Genomic DNA, 17,262 nt, shown 5'->3' on the forward strand with positions numbered 1-17,262 from the left:
CGGCCCTACAGGTAATTACGACGCGACCTTCAGGGCTTAACCACCTATGCGCCTTTCCACCCAGCTTCGCCAGCGACTCTTCCGCCACGGTATGACCTACAGCTTGCTGCTCACCAGTGCAGCCACCGCCAGTGTTTTGCTCTCAACAAGCGCCATGGCCGCCAGTGCTGTGCAGCACTATGCGATTGCCGCCGGCCCTTTGGACAACGCCTTGAGCCAATTCGCCGCCAAGGCCAACGTGATCCTGTCTTTTTCCCCTCAACAAACGGCGCGGTTGGATACGCCAGGGCTGGACGGCGACTATTCAGTGGATCAAGGCTTTGCGCTGCTGCTGCAAAACTCCGGGCTTCAAGCGGTGGCCCAGGCTCCTGGTAGCTATGTGTTGCAAGCCGCGCCCGCTGGGCAACTGACACTTGCGCCCACTACGGTGAGTACTTATCAACAGATCGGCTTCAACCAGGACATCGCAGGCGATGTGGGGTACAAGGCGCAGAACAGTCGCATCGGCACCAAGACCAGCACACCACTGTCGGAAACACCCCGTTCGGTGTCGGTGGTCACCGGCCAGCGTATCAAGGACCAGAAGTCGCAAACCCTGACCGAAGTGCTGGGCTATGTACCCGGTATCTTCGCGCCTCCGTTTGCTGCGGGCGACGGATTGGCAGGGGATCTGTTCTTCATTCGCGGTTTCAACGCCACGGATTACGGCTACGGGCTGCTGCGAGACGGCCTACGCGTACAAGGCAATCGGTATGACACCACCAGCGAGCCTTACGGCCTGGAGCGTGTGGAAATCTTCCGTGGGCCTTCGTCCCTGCTTTACGGTGAAAATGCTCCAGGCGGCTTGGTGAACCTGGTCAGCAAACACCCGACCGAGACACCCCAAGGTGAAGTGCAGTTGGGTTATGGCTCCAACAACCGCCGACAGTTGGGTGTGGATATCTCCGGCCCACTCAATGACAACGCCAATATCCTCGGGCGGGTGGTGATGCTGGGGCGCAAGTCAGATACGCAGACGGACCACGTCCCGGACGATCGTCTCTACATCGCGCCGTCTCTGACCCTGAATTTCGACGACTACAACACCCTCACCCTGCTGGCCAACTACCAGAAAGACCACACCAACCTGGAACTAGGCCTACCGGCTGCCGGCACCCTGCTCAGTAATCCCAATGGCAAGCTGTCCAAGCACACCATGCTCGGCGACCCGGATTGGAACACCTTTGAGCGCGAAGCCTGGAGCACCGGTTATGAATTTGCCCACAGCTTCAACGACGATTGGCAGTTCCGCCAGAACTCGCGCTATATGCAGTCACGCATCAATCGCCATGAAACCTGGCCAGGTGACCTGAACAATCAGGGCTTCGGCACCCAACTGAACATGAATGCCTACGACCGCTACAACAAATCGATGGTGTACTCCCTGGATAACCAACTGGAAGGCAAGTTCCAGTTGGGCGCTATGGAAAACACCGTGCTGTTTGGCGCGAGCTACGACCGAACCTCGTTCAACCAAGACTGGGACGCCGGTATCGTCGGTGCCATCAATGTGTATAACCCGGTTTACCTGCGCGAACCGACCACACCGTTGGCCATCCAGAACACCTTGCTCGAACAGGAGATGAAAGGGGTTTATGCCCAGATCCAGAGCAAATATGACCACTGGTTGTTCCTGCTCGGCGGTCGCCAGGATTGGGTCGACAGTGATTTTCGCGACAAGGTAAATCCCAAGACCGATACAAGCACCACCGAGCAAAAATTCACCTACCAGGGCGGTGTGATGTACCAGTTCGACAACGGCCTGACGCCGTATGTCAGCTACTCCACCGCATTTGTCCCGGTCCAGCAGATCTCGGTGACAGGCTCGCCACTCAAGCCAATCACCAGCCGCCAATACGAAGTGGGTTTGAAATACGAACCGATCGGTTGGGACACGGCGATGACGCTGTCGGTCTATGACTTGCTCAAGCGCGACGACACCTACCTCGATAGCACCACCAACACCTATCGCCAAGTGGGTGAAAGCCGCGCCAAGGGCGCAGAACTTGAGATCAACAGCAACATCACGCCCAACCTGAACCTGACGGCGGCCTACACCTACACCGATGCGCGGATTACCAAGGATACGGTTGGCTCATTGGTCGAGGGCCGTCAGATGACCGGTGTTCCACGTAACCAGGCGTCGGTGTGGGGGAAATATCGCTTTCTGGATGGCCAACTGAAAGGATTGTCGCTGGGTGGTGGCGTGCGTTACTTCGACAGTGCCTATTCCTATACCAAGCCGACCCTCTACGGGAAACTCGACCCCGGCAGTGTCACCTTGGTGGATGCCGCCATTGGCTACCAGATCGATTCGCATTGGTCGGTCGACCTGAACGCCAAGAACCTGTTCGACAAGGAATATGTTTCTGGTTGCAACGACGCGGGGCGTTGCTACTGGGGAGACAGCCGTACCTTGCTCGGTACGGTGTCCTACAACTGGTAAGCCGCTGTGGATAACTCGGCTATTTGCCGATGCAGAAACTGGAAAAGATTCGTCCCAACAAATCATCGGAGCTGAATGCCCCGGTGATTTCCCCCAGCAGTTGCTGTGCCTGGCGTAGATCCTCGGCCAGCAACTCCCCCGCACCCGCCAAGGTCAGTTGTGCGCGGCCGTGCTCCAACGCCGCACTGGCATGGCGCAACGCCTCAAGGTGCCGACGACGCGCACTGAAGCTGCTTTCCGAGGTCTGCTCGTAGCCCATGCAGGCCTTGAGGTGGTCGCGTAGCAACTCCAAACCTTCCCCTGCCGACTTCGCACTTAGGCTAATGGTGACGTGGCCATCCTCACTGGTTTCCAGTGCAATGGCTTCGCCCGTCAGGTCGGCCTTGTTGCGGATCAAGGTGACTTTGGCCGGGTCCGGCCGTTGTTCGAGGAATTCTGGCCAGAGTGCAAAAGGGTCCACAGCTTCTGGCGCCGTAGCGTCCACGACCAGTAGCACCCGGTCCGCTTCGGCAATGGCCTTGAGCGCCCGCTCCACACCAATCTTTTCCACCTGGTCATCGGTATCGCGAAGGCCGGCGGTATCGACGACGTGCAGCGGCATGCCATCGATGTGGATATGTTCGCGCAGGATATCCCGCGTAGTGCCGGCAATCTCGGTCACGATTGCTGCCTCACGTCCCGCCAGGGCATTAAGCAGGCTGGATTTGCCGGCATTGGGTCGGCCAGCGATCACCACCGTCATGCCATCCCGCAACAAGGCACCCTGCCCGGCTTCGCGCAGAACTGTGGATAACTCTTCGCGGACTTTATCCAGCATCGCCAATACGTGGCCATCGGCAAGAAAGTCGATTTCTTCCTCGGGAAAATCAATCGCCGCCTCGACATAGATCCGCAAGCTGATCAATTGCTCGGTCAAGTTATGCACACGCAGGGAAAACGCGCCCTGCAATGAGCGCAATGCATTGCGCGCTGCCTGTGCAGAACTGGCTTCGATCAAATCCGCAATGGCTTCGGCTTGGGCCAGGTCGAGTTTGTCATTCAGGAACGCGCGTTCGCTGAACTCCCCCGGCCGCGCCAGGCGGCAACCCAACTGCAGGCAGCGCTGGAGCAACATATCCAATACGACGGGGCCGCCATGGCCCTGCAATTCCAGGACATCTTCACCGGTGAAGGAGTTGGGGCCCGGGAAATAGATAGCCAAGCCTTCATCCAATACGCTTTCGTCAGCATCCAGAAACCGACCGTAATGGGCATAGCGAGGCTTCAACTCTCGGCCACTGATGGCCTTGGCGGCGATGCCGGCAAGCGGCCCGGAAATTCGAACGATACCGACACCACCGCGACCTTGAGCGGTAGCGACAGCAGCGATGGTTTCACGAGGAGCGCTCATCAGCAGGTTCCAGGACAAAAGTGACGGAAAGCAAAACGCCCCACTAGGGGGCGTCTTGAGTGGTTATCCACAGAGTAAATTACGCCGCAGCTTTTTTGGTAGCCGCTTCGATTTTACGCGTGATGTACCACTGTTGGGAGATCGACAACACGTTGTTGACTACCCAGTACAGCACCAGGCCCGCAGGGAACCACAGGAAGAAGAAGGTGAAGATGATTGGCATCATTTTCATCACCTTGGCCTGCATCGGATCCGGCGGAGTCGGGTTCAGACGCTGCTGGATAAACATGGTCGCGCCCATGATGATCGGCAGGATAAAGAACGGGTCTTTGATCGACAGGTCAGTTATCCACAGAATGAACGGCGCCTGACGCATTTCCACGCTTTCCAGAAGTACCCAGTACAGCGACAGGAACACTGGCATTTGTACGAGAATCGGCAAGCATCCACCCAACGGGTTGATCTTCTCTTTCTTGTACAGCTCCATCATGGCCTGCGACATTTTCTGCCGGTCATCACCATGTTGCTCTTTCAGAGCCGCCAGTTTCGGTGCCACGGCACGCATGCGCGCCATCGACTTGTAGCTGGCTGCCGACAGAGGGAAGAAAAGCCCTTTGATCAGCATGGTCAGGAAGATGATCGAGAAGCCCCAGTTACCCACGATGCTGTGGATATGTTGCAGCAGCCAGAAAATCGGCTGGGCAATGAACCACAGAATGCCGTAGTCAACGGTCAGTTCCAGACCTGGGGACAATTCTTTCAGCACAGCCTGGCTTTTCGGACCGGCGTACAGGGTAGCGCTGGTTTCAGCCTTGGCACCTGGAGCGACGGTCAACGCCGGGCCAGTAAAGCCGATGATGTAGTTGCCCTGGTTGTCCTTACGGGTTTGAACCAGGTTGGCTTCACCCTTGTTCGGGATCCAGGCGGTCACGAAGTAGTGTTGCAGCCAGGCTACCCAACCGCCTTGGACGGTTTCTTTCAGCGCGCCCTTGTCGATATCTTTCATCGACACTTTTTTGTACGGCTCGCTACTTGTCCACAGGGCGGCGCCCAGGTAAGTCGCGGTGCCAGTGGCGGTGCTGGAAGAAGGATCGGAGCTACCATCACGCTTGAGCTGGGCAAACAGGTTGCCGCTCCAAGGCTTGTCGCTTTCGTTGTCGATCAGGTAAGTGACCTTCAAGTCGTACAAACCGCGGGTAAAGCTGAAACGCTTGATGTAGTTGACGCCGTCGTGACTGAATTTCAGGTCGACGTTCAACTGGTTCTGGCCATCAGCCAGCTGATAAGTCTTCTGTTCGGTCGAATAAACCGGACGACCGGTAGCCCGTGCATCCGGACCGTTGGTGCCGGTCAGGCCACTTTGTGCCAGATAAGTGCGTTCACCACCGTTATCGAACAGTTGGAACGGAACATCCGGGTGGTCTTGACGACGTGGATACAGCGGCAGTTTCAACTGCGCGATGTCACCGCCTTGTGGGTCGATAGCCAGGTCGAGCACATCCGTTTTGACGTGGATGAGGTCTTTATTGGTGACCACTGGCGTTTCTAAAGGGGCGCTTGTCTCGCCATTCGCGCTGGGAACATCGGCACTCGCGGACGCATTGTTACCCAGCGGGGTGTCCGGAATAGCCGGCGCAGCCTGGTTGGTAGCAACATTCTGAGTCGGCAGGGCAGCCTGGCCATAGTCCTGGTTCCACTTAAGGACCATGACGTAGGACACGATTGCCAGGGCGACGATCAGGATCGTGCGTTTAATATCCATGATTACTCGGCCATCGAAGAAGAACGGGAGGTAGGGATAGGTGGAACCGGGTCATAACCACCGGGATTCCACGGATGACAGCGACCTAAACGACGAAAGGTCAGCCAGCCACCGCGCAGAAGACCATGATTTTCGATGGCCTCTAACGCGTAGCAGGAACAACTGGGGTAGAAACGACAGTGGCTGGCCATCAGGGGACTAATGGCATAGCGATAAAACTGGATCGGAACGAGGGCCAGTTTACGCATCAGTGCTGTCTACCCCTACAGTTTCGGTGCTGACTGCTGGTGCCGGCTTGTTGGTACGCGCCAGACGTTTCCAGAGCTTGCCGAAATGCTGAATCAATTCGGGGTTTTCTACATCACCCAAGCCTTTGCGCGCGACGATAACAATATCCCAACCAACCAGAGTCTCCTGGTGGAGGCGAAACGATTCGCGCATCAGACGCTTGAGGCGATTGCGCTCAACGGAGAGCTTTACGCTCTTCTTGCCGATCACCAACCCAAGGCGGGGGTGATCCAGATCGTTGTTACGCGCAAGGAGCAGGAGATTTTTCCCCGGAACCTTGCCGGTGGGGGAGTCAAAGACTGCCTTGAAGTGCCGGGGGGTTAGCAGACGCTTTTCCCGACTGAAGTCCTGACTCACCACCAGTACCGGATTATCAAACTGCCAGACGTGCGCGACCTTTGGCGCGACGACGCGACAGGACAGCACGGCCGTTCTTGGTAGCCATGCGAGCACGGAAACCGTGGGTGCGGGCGCGTTTGATGGTGCTTGGTTGGAAAGTACGTTTCATGGCGTTGTTACCTGGTTCGTCCACAACGGGCCGGAATGGCCCCCGTTTTAAGAGACCGGCGATTCTAGAGAAAGCAAGCCTCTAGGTCAATTTCCAACCAGCTATTCCTTTAATTAGATCTCTATAAGGCAAAGGGCGCTTTTCTGTCCGCTCGCTTTCTCAAGCAATGCCATAGATATAAAAATAAAGAAGGAAGTTATTTAAAGCTTTTCTGTAAAGCTTATAAAAGCTAGTGAGGCAATCATCTGTGGATAACTACCTTGGGGCCTTATTCTGCCTGATGTACAGAGAATGACAACACGGGGGAGAAACGGTGCTCTGCCTGTGCTGCGCTGTCGGATAAGCTGTGGGTGGAATGGGTTGTTATCCACAGCCCAGTTACCCACAGACTTTCGACCCCACTTGTACAACGAGCTTAGGTGCGCTTATCCACAGAGCTTATGCACAGACCATCGGTCGCTTTTTTCTCGGATAACACGTTGATTTTGGCTGCCCTGTGAGCAACCTACATGTGGATAAGTGGGCGGCTCGCCGCTACAATGGCGGCTGTTTTTGCCTCACCGGCTTTCAACTTAGGGGATATCCGTGTCAGTGGAACTTTGGCAGCAGTGCGTGGAGCTTTTGCGCGAAGAGCTGCCTGCCCAGCAATTCAACACCTGGATCCGTCCGCTACAGGTCGAAGCCGAAGGCGACGAGTTGCGTGTCTACGCACCCAATCGTTTTGTTCTCGACTGGGTCAACGAGAAGTACCTGGGCCGCGTTCTCGAATTGCTCGATGAACACGGCAACGGCGTCGCCCCCATGCTTTCCTTATTAATAGGAAGCAAACGTAGCTCCGCGCCCCGCGCTGCACCGAATGCACCATTGGCTGCGGCGGCATCGCAAGCCCAGGCTGCGGCGGCACCGGTCGCCACGGCGCCAGTTCCAGCGGCAGCGCCGTCGAAATCCTCTGCGCAGAAAAGTGCTCCTGAGAATGAAGAGCCGTCCCGCGACAGCTTCGACCCGATGGCGGGCGCCAGCTCGCAGCAAGCGCCGGTCCGCGCCGAGCAGCGCACCGTACAGGTTGAGGGTGCGCTCAAGCACACCAGCTACCTGAACCGCACGTTTACGTTTGAGAACTTCGTCGAAGGTAAATCCAACCAGCTGGCCCGCGCGGCTGCCTGGCAAGTCGCCGACAACCCCAAGCACGGTTACAACCCGCTCTTCCTTTATGGTGGCGTTGGCTTGGGTAAGACGCACTTGATGCACGCTGTGGGTAACCACCTATTAAAGAAGAATCCGAATGCCAAGGTTGTGTACCTGCACTCGGAGCGCTTCGTGGCTGACATGGTCAAGGCCTTGCAGCTCAATGCCATCAACGAGTTCAAGCGTTTCTACCGCTCCGTTGATGCGCTGCTGATCGATGACATCCAATTCTTCGCCCGCAAAGAGCGTTCCCAGGAAGAGTTTTTCCACACCTTCAACGCTTTGCTCGAAGGCGGCCAGCAGGTCATCTTGACCAGCGACCGTTACCCGAAGGAAATCGAAGGTTTGGAAGAACGTTTGAAATCGCGCTTCGGCTGGGGCCTGACCGTGGCGGTCGAGCCTCCAGAGTTGGAAACCCGCGTGGCGATCCTGATGAAAAAGGCCGACCAGGCGAAGGTCGACCTGCCTCACGATGCGGCGTTCTTCATTGCCCAGCGCATTCGTTCCAACGTGCGTGAGCTTGAAGGCGCGCTCAAGCGCGTTATCGCTCACTCGCACTTCATGGGCCGCGACATCACCATCGAACTGATTCGCGAATCTCTGAAAGACTTGTTGGCACTGCAGGACAAACTGGTGAGTGTGGATAACATCCAGCGCACCGTGGCCGAGTACTACAAGATCAAGATATCCGACCTGTTGTCCAAGCGTCGTTCGCGCTCGGTAGCGCGTCCGCGTCAGGTGGCCATGGCGCTCTCCAAAGAGTTGACCAACCACAGCCTGCCGGAAATCGGTGATGTGTTTGGTGGTCGTGACCACACCACGGTCTTGCACGCATGCCGCAAGATCAATGAACTTAAGGAATCCGACGCGGATATTCGCGAGGACTACAAGAACCTGCTGCGTACACTGACAACGTGATGACACCAGCGCAGCTTATTAAGGCAAGGGACTAGACCATGCATTTCACCATTCAACGCGAAGCCCTGTTGAAACCCCTGCAACTGGTCGCAGGCGTCGTCGAGCGCCGGCAGACCTTGCCGGTGCTTTCCAACGTATTGCTGGTGGTCGAAGGCCAGCAATTGTCCCTGACCGGTACTGACCTGGAAGTCGAATTGGTCGGTCGCGTTCAACTGGAAGAGCCTGCCGAGCCGGGCGAGATCACAGTGCCGGCGCGCAAGCTGATGGATATCTGCAAAAGCCTGCCGAACGACGCGTTGATCGACATTAAAGTTGATGACGCCAAGCTGGTGGTCAAGGCCGGCCGCAGCCGCTTCACCTTGTCCACCTTGCCCGCCAATGATTTCCCGACTGTTGAAGAAGGCCCTGGCTCGCTGACCTGCAGCCTGGAGCAAAGCAGGTTGCGCCGTTTGATCGAGCGCACCAGCTTCGCCATGGCTCAGCAGGACGTGCGTTACTACCTTAACGGCATGTTGTTGGAAGTCTCCGAAGGCATCATCCGCGCCGTGGCCACGGATGGTCACCGTCTGGCAATGTGCTCGATGAAGGCCGATATCGGTCAACCTGATCGTCATCAGGTGATCGTGCCGCGCAAAGGTATTCTTGAGTTGGCGCGTCTGCTGACTGAGCCGGACGGCAATGTCAGCATCGTGTTGGGTCAGCATCATATTCGTGCGACCACCGGTGAGTTTACCTTCACCTCCAAGCTGGTTGATGGCAAGTTCCCTGACTATGAGCGCGTGCTGCCCAAAGGCGGCGACAAGCTGGTGTTGGGTGACCGCCAAGCCCTGCGCGAGGCTTTCAGCCGTACGGCGATTCTGTCCAACGAAAAGTACCGTGGTATTCGTCTGCAACTGGCCAACGGTCAGCTGAAAATCCAGGCCAATAACCCGGAACAGGAAGAGGCAGAGGAAGAAGTGGGCGTCGACTACAACGGCGGTTCCCTGGAAATTGGCTTCAACGTGAGTTACTTGCTCGACGTGCTGGGTGTGATGACCACTGAACAGGTTCGCCTGATTCTGTCGGACTCCAACAGCAGCGCACTGGTGCAAGAATCCGATAACGACGACTCGGCCTACGTTGTTATGCCGATGCGCCTGTAATAGAAGCTAGATGTCCCTTAGTCGCGTCTCGGTCACCGCGGTGCGCAATCTGCACCCGGTGACCTTCTCCCCCTCCCCCCGCATCAATATCCTTCATGGCGCCAACGGCAGTGGCAAAACCAGTGTGCTGGAAGCCATTCATTTGCTTGGGCTTGCCCGTTCATTTCGCAGCGCTCGCTTGTTGCCGGTTATCCAATACGAACAATTGGCGTGCACGGTGTTTGGCCAGGTCGAATTGGCTGAAGGCGGGAACAGTAGCCTGGGGATATCCCGTGATCGCGGCGGAGAGTTCCAAATTCGTATCGACGGGCAAAATGCTCGTAGTGCGGCGCAACTGGCAGAAATCCTGCCACTGCAACTGATCAACCCTGACAGCTTCCGTTTGTTGGAAGGTGCGCCAAAAATCCGCAGGCAATTCCTCGATTGGGGAGTGTTCCACGTGGAACCGCGTTTCATGGCCACTTGGCAGCGCCTGCAGAAGGCCCTGCGGCAGCGGAACTCATGGCTGCGGCATGGTACACTTGACGCCGCTTCGCAAGCGGCCTGGGACCGGGAACTGTGCCTGGCCAGCGACGAAATAGATGAATACCGCCGTGCCTATATCAAAGCCTTGAAACCAGTCTTTGAGCAGACCTTGAGTGAGTTGTTGGATCTCGAAGGGCTGACGCTGAGTTATTACCGTGGTTGGGACAAAGAGCGTGAACTGAGTGCAGTGCTTGCTACGTCCTTGCAGCGGGATCAGCAAATTGGCCATACCCAGGCCGGACCCCAACGCGCTGATTTGCGCCTTAGATTAGGCGCTCATAATGCTGCGGACATCTTGTCCCGCGGTCAGCAAAAGTTGGTGGTGTGCGCGCTGCGTATCGCCCAGGGTCACTTGGTGAGCCAGGCTCGCCGCGGTCAGTGTATTTATCTGGTGGATGACTTGCCGTCCGAACTCGACGAGCAACACCGCCGCGCGCTATGCCGCTTGTTGGAAGAATTACGCTGCCAGGTGTTTATCACCTGTGTAGACCACGAATTATTGAGGGAAGGCTGGCAGACGGAAACGCCAGTCGCTCTGTTCCACGTGGAACAGGGCCGTATCACCCAGACCCACGACCATCGGGAGTGAAGGCATGAGCGAAGAACAAACGTACGACTCGAGCAGCATTAAAGTGCTGAAAGGTTTGGATGCCGTACGCAAACGTCCCGGTATGTACATCGGCGACACCGATGATGGTAGCGGTCTGCACCACATGGTGTTCGAGGTGGTCGATAACTCCATCGACGAAGCGCTGGCCGGTTACTGCGACGATATCAGCATCATCATCCACCCGGATGAATCCATCACCGTGCGTGACAACGGTCGCGGCATCCCGGTTGATGTGCATAAAGAAGAAGGCGTCTCGGCGGCAGAGGTCATCATGACCGTGCTCCACGCTGGCGGTAAGTTCGACGATAACTCCTATAAAGTCTCCGGCGGTTTGCACGGTGTAGGTGTTTCCGTAGTGAACGCCCTGTCGGAAGAGCTGGTGTTGACCGTTCGCCGTAGCGGCAAGATCTGGGAACAGACCTACGTGCATGGCGTGCCTCAAGCACCCATGGCCATCGTCGGCGACAGTGAAACCACCGGTACCCAGATTCACTTCAAGGCCTCCAGCGAGACCTTCAAGAATATCCACTTCAGCTGGGACATCCTGGCCAAGCGTATTCGTGAACTGTCCTTCCTCAACTCCGGTGTGGGTATCGTCCTCAAGGACGAGCGCAGCGGCAAGGAAGAGCTGTTCAAGTACGAAGGCGGTCTGCGTGCGTTCGTTGAATACCTGAACACCAACAAGACTGCGGTCAACCAGGTGTTTCACTTCAACATCCAGCGTGAAGACGGCATCGGCGTGGAAATCGCCCTGCAGTGGAACGACAGCTTCAACGAGAACCTGTTGTGCTTCACCAACAACATTCCACAGCGCGATGGCGGTACTCACCTGGTGGGCTTCCGTTCCGCACTGACGCGTAACCTGAACACCTACATCGAAGCCGAAGGCTTGGCCAAGAAGCACAAAGTCGCCACTACCGGTGACGATGCGCGTGAAGGCCTGACCGCAATTATCTCGGTGAAAGTACCGGATCCAAAGTTCAGCTCCCAGACCAAAGACAAGCTGGTGTCTTCCGAAGTGAAGACTGCTGTGGAACAGGAAATGGGCAAATACTTCTCCGACTTCCTGTTGGAGAACCCGAACGAAGCCAAGCTGGTCGTCGGCAAAATGATCGACGCGGCACGTGCCCGTGAAGCCGCACGTAAAGCCCGTGAGATGACCCGTCGTAAAGGCGCGCTCGACATCGCTGGCCTACCCGGCAAACTGGCCGACTGCCAGGAGAAGGACCCTGCCCTCTCCGAACTGTACCTGGTGGAAGGTGACTCTGCTGGCGGTTCCGCCAAGCAGGGTCGTAACCGTCGCACCCAGGCCATCCTGCCGTTGAAGGGTAAGATCCTCAACGTCGAGAAAGCCCGCTTCGACAAGATGATTTCCTCACAGGAAGTCGGCACCTTGATCACGGCGCTGGGCTGCGGTATTGGCCGTGACGAGTACAACATCGACAAGCTGCGCTATCACAACATCATCATCATGACCGATGCTGACGTCGACGGTTCGCACATCCGTACGCTTCTGTTGACCTTCTTCTTCCGTCAGTTGCCAGAGCTGATCGAGCGCGGCTATATCTACATCGCCCAGCCGCCGTTGTATAAAGTGAAAAAGGGCAAGCAAGAGCAATACATCAAAGACGACGACGCCATGGAAGAGTACATGACGCAGTCGGCCCTGGAAGATGCCAGCCTGCACTTGAACGACGAAGCACCGGGCATCTCCGGTGAAGCGTTGGAGCGTCTGGTTAACGACTTCCGCATGGTGATGAAGACCCTTAAGCGTCTGTCGCGCCTGTACCCTCAGGAGCTGACCGAGCACTTCATCTATCTGCCTGCCGTAAGCCTGGAACAGTTGGGCGATCATGCAGCGATGCAGGATTGGCTGGCCCAGTACGAAGTGCGTCTGCGCACGGTCGAGAAGTCTGGCCTGGTGTACAAAGCCAGCCTGCGTGAAGACCGTGAACGTGGCGTGTGGCTGCCAGAGGTCGAGCTGATCTCCCACGGCCTGTCGAACTACGTCACCTTCAACCGCGACTTCTTCGGCAGCAACGACTACAAAACCGTGGTGACCCTGGGCGCACAACTGAGCACCCTGTTGGACGACGGCGCTTATATCCAGCGTGGCGAACGCAAGAAGCAGGTCAAGGAATTCAAAGAAGCCCTTGATTGGCTGATGGCCGAAAGCACCAAGCGCCACACCATCCAGCGATACAAAGGTCTGGGCGAGATGAACCCGGACCAATTGTGGGAAACCACCATGGACCCAAGCCAGCGTCGCATGCTGCGCGTCACCATCGAAGATGCCATTGGCGCAGACCAGATCTTCAACACCCTGATGGGTGATGCGGTCGAGCCTCGTCGTGACTTCATCGAGAGCAATGCGTTGGCGGTGTCTAACCTGGATTTCTGATTCGGTGTAGGTGGGAAAAGTTAATTTCCACTGCGGTCAAAGTTAAGCTATGTAGCCAAGGTTAGTTTCCACTTAGGCTGAAAGCAAAAAACCCGGCAGATCTGCATCTGCCGGGTTTTTTTGCTTTCAGCCTAAGTGTTATCCGGTGGGTCTTTGGCGCTAGAAATTGGGTCGCGGTAGGGGCGGCAGGTAAATGCCGTTCCGACCGCGATCCCCGAAATCACCTATGGCACAAATGCTGTTGTCATCCACCGTGACTCAAGTTTCGGCCCACAGAGCTGGGGTTGAGTACGGAGTCCGTCCTGCGATGCGATGCGAGGCGTAAGCTTCTTCCCTGTTGCCTATGCGGATCATACCGTCAAACCAGAACGACATTTTCTGGAGCGATCTTGGCAGCGATTACGCTGTAAATGTCAGTATCAACCTCAGGGACTTTGATCGAAATAATTAGCGCATATCGTGCCAGGCTGTCATACCGCTCCAAAGCCCCCCTAGTCTTCCACCATCCTAATGATGGGTACACGGCAAGATAGCCACGGCTTGCTAGCTCGGCTGCAGTGCCTTTCCAAGTGTCCTGATGGAGCGAACCACGATGGCGTTTCTGTTTACCTAGAGTCCACGCCGGGTCATTGTCATGGTTCGGCACTCCATTTTCATCGTCGAGCGCAGCGGCATTTACCCTGGCTCTGAACCGAGGTACATCCTCCGTCGGGCGTTTTACGTCGAAGCGAAGACCGTGGGATTCATATCGATAGCGAGATCTTCCGCGGGCGGATGGATTAGGTTCGATGAAGTAGGACAACGTGACGGTCATCTCAACTTCGGTTGCCCCCAATGCTTCAAGTTCGTCCTTAGGCCAGGGTAGCTCGTGCAGGTGCATTTCTCGTGGAGAGGGGTCTTTACCTCTTAACTTTTTAAAGGGTTGGAGGGCGTCCTCGACAATCAGCGTCAGCGAGTTAGATGCGCTCCATTGGGCCCGCTCCAGGCTGGGAACGCCAAAGCCACAATGCCTAACCAGACGTTCGTAGTCCTGTTTTGTTGGATTACGATTTTGCGGAAGAAACATTTGCTTCATCGCATCAGTCCATTCAGCAGAATGAACGATCAATGCCCGGATGGTTTCAGGCCAGCGCGCTGGGTATGCGGCCATTATCTGAGCTGCCATCCGGGAGCAAAGCGAGGTCGCGGCGCTGGTGGCAGTGGCCAATGTCAGATGGCGGTCGACTGGGCGATTATGCGTTGTCAGCAGTGATAGCTCCCCTGCAGTGGCAGGGCCCAGCAGCTCATCATGGATCAGATTACCTCCCTCGAAGAGCACATCTGGTTTCAGGGGATAATGGCTGATCCAGTTCTGCGACGTTGTACTGAATGGGCTCAGGCCTCCCTGTGCGGCCACAGCTCTCAAGCCTGGTGCGAGCTCGACTAGATCGGTAAATGCTCCGACAGTTAATGAATTCCAAGCCTGCGCAGGATCGCAAATACCCATCAATGTATTGCTACTTGGATAGTCCACCCATTCACTGCTCTCTCGAATGTTACCTGCAGAAACCACAAATAGCCGTGGGATTGCTCCTTGGCCATCTGCATCAAAGGCAAGTCGGTCAAGGGCGGATGACCAGGATGAGGGGCGGCCCCGATCTCGGCCATCTACGGTAGTGACTGCCATGCTGAACAGTCGTGCTCTAAGAGGTGCCGTTATCTCGGGGCGAGCTACTGCTTCGACTGTATTGAAGCCAAAATTCTTCTCATCTCCAGCATTTGCTCCGTCGCTTGGTAGCAGCTTCACAGACTCAAGACGATGTTCAATGATCAGAGGTTCCGCTGATCTTAATGTATGGGTTAAATCGCCATAGAGGGCTAACCCTGCCATGCTGGTACCATGGCCATGGCGATCATCAACACCCCAATCCGGCTCGATAGTGTGAAGGTCTGGTTCCACAAGTGCTGGAGTTAAAAGTGGGTGGCCGTGGTTCACGCCCGTATCAAGAATGCAGATGTGCGGAGTATTCTCTGAGGAGGTGAAGGTTGTTCTGCCTAGAAGTTCAGCAGCCCATTCGTGCTGCTCTGTAGGTGTAAACGAATCAAAAAAATCCGCCGTTTCCTTTGCCCTGCGTAATTCAGCGATGCTGTTAAGAGTCAGAACTGACTGCTGTAGCTGTGCTTTGCTGCACTGGATTGTCAGCACTGTTCGTTCTGGGAAATTAAGCCTTCCCTCCAATACTCGAATACCAAGTAGCTGAGCGGCCTGAATGAAGCTTGCAGCTACCAGGTCGCGATTATCCCTGATGGGTAACCAAGCCTCCCACCATATAATCTCGTTTTCGTCTGTAGGAAAAAATGCTGGAGCATCCGTCCACAGTGCCTCTAGTTGAGCCACATGGATGGATTGAATCGTGTTGACTAGGGCTTTATGGTCAAGGCTTCGACCTGTAGAACCTTTACGATCATCAAGGTACTCGCTGATGACCCGTTCAAAATAATCGAGCTTGCCATCCGGGACAAAAACGGTCGCAAAGCCTTTTTCTCCTTCTTCTTTATAATTGAGAAGTTCGATCCCCTTGGGTTTATTTGCCAAACTTTCAAAAGCGAGCTTGATATCGTCGAAGCTTTCAAACTGAACTCGGAGACCTACGCCGTCTTGGATTCCAAGTGCCGCTTGTTCTTCTTTCGCCTGCTCCGCAACAGGCCGAAGCTGCTGGAGCTGTTCTCGCAAAGCATTGCCGTGGATGGCACGGTCACGTGCAGGAAGCGGTGGAGGCCTTACCGGAACCCTATGGGAGGTGAAAGGCTCTGCGGATGATGTATTCTGGGGAAATAGATGCGGGAGGTTTTCTCCGCGTTGATCCGTCATCGCGATACTGCTCTTTGAATTATGTATCGATTAGTATTTTCTTACTGATCAGCTTCCGCTCTTCCAACATCTTTAAGACATCAGAATCCGTGATCGATGCACGGTCATGAATAATTGCATCTTTGAGGGTATCGTCTGCCGCCCGTGCCACGTCGGCATAGCTCAGACCGCTGGCTTTATCTGCGAGCTTTGACCAAGCCAACCGTTTCGGTTTAAAGGCCGATAAACGATTCTTTAGCACTGCGATGATTTGCTCTGCTTCGGGAAGTCCGTACTGGATCATGTCGTCAAACCGACGGAACAAGGCGTAGTCCAAAATCTCGGGGTGGTTTGTAGCCGCGATTACCAGACTGTGGGACTGATCCTGCTCCAGCATTTGCAAAAAACTATTCAAAACGCGCCGTATCTCGCCGACGTCATTTGCCTGGCCACGTTGCGAACCGATGGCATCGAACTCGTCAAAAAAATAGACACCGCGTACTTCCGTTATGGCATCAAAGACCTGACGCAGTTTGGCGGCGGTCTCCCCCATGAATTTGGTGATCAAGGCATCGAGTCGCACAACAAACAGCGGAACACCCAACTCACTTGCCAATGCAGAGGCGGTCAGTGTTTTGCCAGTGCCTGGTGGCCCGACCAATAACAGTTTCCGGCGAGGTGAAAGCCCGTGTGCACGGATCTTCGTATGGTTCTGCTGCTCTTTGATGATCCGATGCAAACGCATAGCAACTTGATCGTCCAGGATCATGTCGGAAAGTCGAGCTTGTGGATAAGAGGCCTGGAGAAGTCCGACCAACTCACCACGAGGTTGGCTGATAGGGATCGTTTTGTTCAGTACTTTTGAAGAGGGCCGAGCTTTCGCGGCATCGATCAGAGCTTTGAGCTCTTCTGCCAGTTTTCCATGGCCGAGCTTTGCCTCGTGCGCTGCAACCTGCATCGCGACGGAGAAGAAGTGGCTGTCATCACCAGTAATGTGAGATTTCAGCAGTGCTTTGAGCTGATCGGCGCTTGCCATAGGTTGACCTCATGCTAGCCATGCATTATAGGCCTGATTAGGTTTGCCTTGCATAAAAGTAGCTTCGGCACAGCAAAAGGCTGGATTTCCCGAAGGTATAGATTTTCTCGCGCTCGATAGTCTGGAAGGAGTATGCGATATGCCCGATGGATCAATACCGGAGATAACGAAAACGTCAGTCG

12 protein-coding genes are annotated in these 17,262 nt (G+C 55.6%); 5 read left to right on the plus strand and 7 right to left on the minus strand.

The features are described from left to right. Positions 1 to 46 precede the first annotated feature (46 nt). The gene (locus tag DYL61_RS18395) at positions 47 to 2,485 is read left to right on the plus strand and encodes a TonB-dependent siderophore receptor (RefSeq protein ID WP_135309498.1); all 2,439 of its coding nucleotides are present in this window, start codon (positions 47 to 49) and stop codon (positions 2,483 to 2,485) included. Between the two features lie 19 nt (positions 2,486 to 2,504). Here DYL61_RS18395 and mnmE read toward each other — a convergent pair whose 3' ends face one another. The 5 genes from mnmE to rpmH all read right to left on the minus strand — a co-directional run bounded on the left by mnmE (position 2,505) and on the right by rpmH (position 6,433). Then, a complete protein-coding gene (mnmE, locus tag DYL61_RS18400) occupies positions 2,505 to 3,875 on the minus strand; it encodes a tRNA uridine-5-carboxymethylaminomethyl(34) synthesis GTPase MnmE (RefSeq protein ID WP_135309499.1) in 1,371 nt (456 codons plus the stop codon). Positions 3,876 to 3,954: 79 nt separating this feature from the next. Then, positions 3,955 to 5,637 carry a membrane protein insertase YidC gene (gene yidC, locus DYL61_RS18405; RefSeq protein WP_105695853.1) on the minus strand — a complete coding sequence of 561 codons (1,683 nt, stop codon included), beginning with the start codon at positions 5,635 to 5,637 and terminating at the stop codon, positions 3,955 to 3,957. A gap of 2 nt (positions 5,638 to 5,639) precedes the next feature. Continuing rightward, a complete protein-coding gene (gene yidD / locus DYL61_RS18410) occupies positions 5,640 to 5,885 on the minus strand; it encodes a membrane protein insertion efficiency factor YidD (RefSeq protein WP_010207715.1) in 246 nt (81 codons plus the stop codon). Next, positions 5,878 to 6,282 carry a ribonuclease P protein component gene (gene rnpA, locus DYL61_RS18415; RefSeq protein WP_010168490.1) on the minus strand — a complete coding sequence of 135 codons (405 nt, stop codon included), beginning with the start codon at positions 6,280 to 6,282 and terminating at the stop codon, positions 5,878 to 5,880. The genes yidD and rnpA overlap by 8 nt, the downstream gene beginning before the upstream one ends. Before the next feature lie 16 nt (positions 6,283 to 6,298). Then, positions 6,299 to 6,433: a 50S ribosomal protein L34 gene (rpmH, locus tag DYL61_RS18420; protein ID WP_003213577.1), complete on the minus strand. Its 135-nt coding sequence runs from the start codon at positions 6,431 to 6,433 to the stop codon at positions 6,299 to 6,301. A 585-nt stretch (positions 6,434 to 7,018) separates the two neighbouring features. Between rpmH and dnaA the strand changes: the two genes are divergently transcribed. Genes dnaA through gyrB form a run of 4 tightly spaced genes read left to right on the plus strand, consistent with a single transcriptional unit; the run spans position 7,019 to position 13,214 of the window. Continuing rightward, on the plus strand, positions 7,019 to 8,536 hold the full coding sequence (gene dnaA, locus DYL61_RS18425; protein WP_135309500.1) for a chromosomal replication initiator protein DnaA: 1,518 nt from the start codon (positions 7,019 to 7,021) through the stop codon (positions 8,534 to 8,536). 38 nt (positions 8,537 to 8,574) lie between these two features. Further along, positions 8,575 to 9,678 (plus strand): DNA polymerase III subunit beta, encoded by a 1,104-nt coding sequence (dnaN, locus tag DYL61_RS18430; RefSeq protein WP_105695850.1) that lies wholly within the window; start codon positions 8,575 to 8,577, stop codon positions 9,676 to 9,678. A 10-nt stretch (positions 9,679 to 9,688) separates the two neighbouring features. Continuing rightward, the gene (recF, locus tag DYL61_RS18435; RefSeq protein WP_135309501.1) at positions 9,689 to 10,792 is read left to right on the plus strand and encodes a DNA replication/repair protein RecF; all 1,104 of its coding nucleotides are present in this window, start codon (positions 9,689 to 9,691) and stop codon (positions 10,790 to 10,792) included. Between the two features lie 4 nt (positions 10,793 to 10,796). Then, positions 10,797 to 13,214, plus strand: coding sequence for a DNA topoisomerase (ATP-hydrolyzing) subunit B (gene gyrB / locus DYL61_RS18440; protein ID WP_105695849.1), 2,418 nt, complete (start codon positions 10,797 to 10,799; stop codon positions 13,212 to 13,214). Between the two features lie 358 nt (positions 13,215 to 13,572). Here gyrB and DYL61_RS18445 read toward each other — a convergent pair whose 3' ends face one another. Together DYL61_RS18445 and DYL61_RS18450 are read right to left on the minus strand one after the other, a co-directional pair. Continuing rightward, a complete protein-coding gene (locus DYL61_RS18445) occupies positions 13,573 to 16,065 on the minus strand; it encodes a S8 family peptidase (protein WP_202978040.1) in 2,493 nt (830 codons plus the stop codon). Between the two features lie 19 nt (positions 16,066 to 16,084). Further along, positions 16,085 to 17,080, minus strand: a complete 996-nt coding sequence (locus DYL61_RS18450; RefSeq protein ID WP_135309502.1) for an AAA family ATPase — start codon at positions 17,078 to 17,080, stop codon at positions 16,085 to 16,087. Between the last annotated feature and the right edge of the window lie 182 nt (positions 17,081 to 17,262).

Origin of the sequence: Pseudomonas nabeulensis, assembly GCF_004682045.1 — a bacterium.
Lineage (GTDB): Bacteria > Pseudomonadota > Gammaproteobacteria > Pseudomonadales > Pseudomonadaceae > Aquipseudomonas > Aquipseudomonas nabeulensis.

Excerpts from the sequence above, each read along its gene's own strand:
- DYL61_RS18445 (WP_202978040.1), bottom strand. The coding sequence starts at position 16,065 with ATGACGGATCAACGCGGAGAAAACCTCCCGCATCTATTTCCCCAGAAT.
- recF (WP_135309501.1), top strand. The coding sequence starts at position 9,689 with ATGTCCCTTAGTCGCGTCTCGGTCACCGCGGTGCGCAATCTGCACCCG.
- dnaN (WP_105695850.1), top strand. The coding sequence starts at position 8,575 with ATGCATTTCACCATTCAACGCGAAGCCCTGTTGAAACCCCTGCAACTG.
- yidC (WP_105695853.1), bottom strand. The coding sequence starts at position 5,637 with ATGGATATTAAACGCACGATCCTGATCGTCGCCCTGGCAATCGTGTCC.
- DYL61_RS18395 (WP_135309498.1), top strand. The coding sequence starts at position 47 with ATGCGCCTTTCCACCCAGCTTCGCCAGCGACTCTTCCGCCACGGTATG.
- mnmE (WP_135309499.1), bottom strand. The coding sequence starts at position 3,875 with ATGAGCGCTCCTCGTGAAACCATCGCTGCTGTCGCTACCGCTCAAGGT.
- yidD (WP_010207715.1), bottom strand. The coding sequence starts at position 5,885 with ATGCGTAAACTGGCCCTCGTTCCGATCCAGTTTTATCGCTATGCCATT.
- gyrB (WP_105695849.1), top strand. The coding sequence starts at position 10,797 with ATGAGCGAAGAACAAACGTACGACTCGAGCAGCATTAAAGTGCTGAAA.
- rpmH (WP_003213577.1), bottom strand. The coding sequence starts at position 6,433 with ATGAAACGTACTTTCCAACCAAGCACCATCAAACGCGCCCGCACCCAC.
- DYL61_RS18450 (WP_135309502.1), bottom strand. The coding sequence starts at position 17,080 with ATGGCAAGCGCCGATCAGCTCAAAGCACTGCTGAAATCTCACATTACT.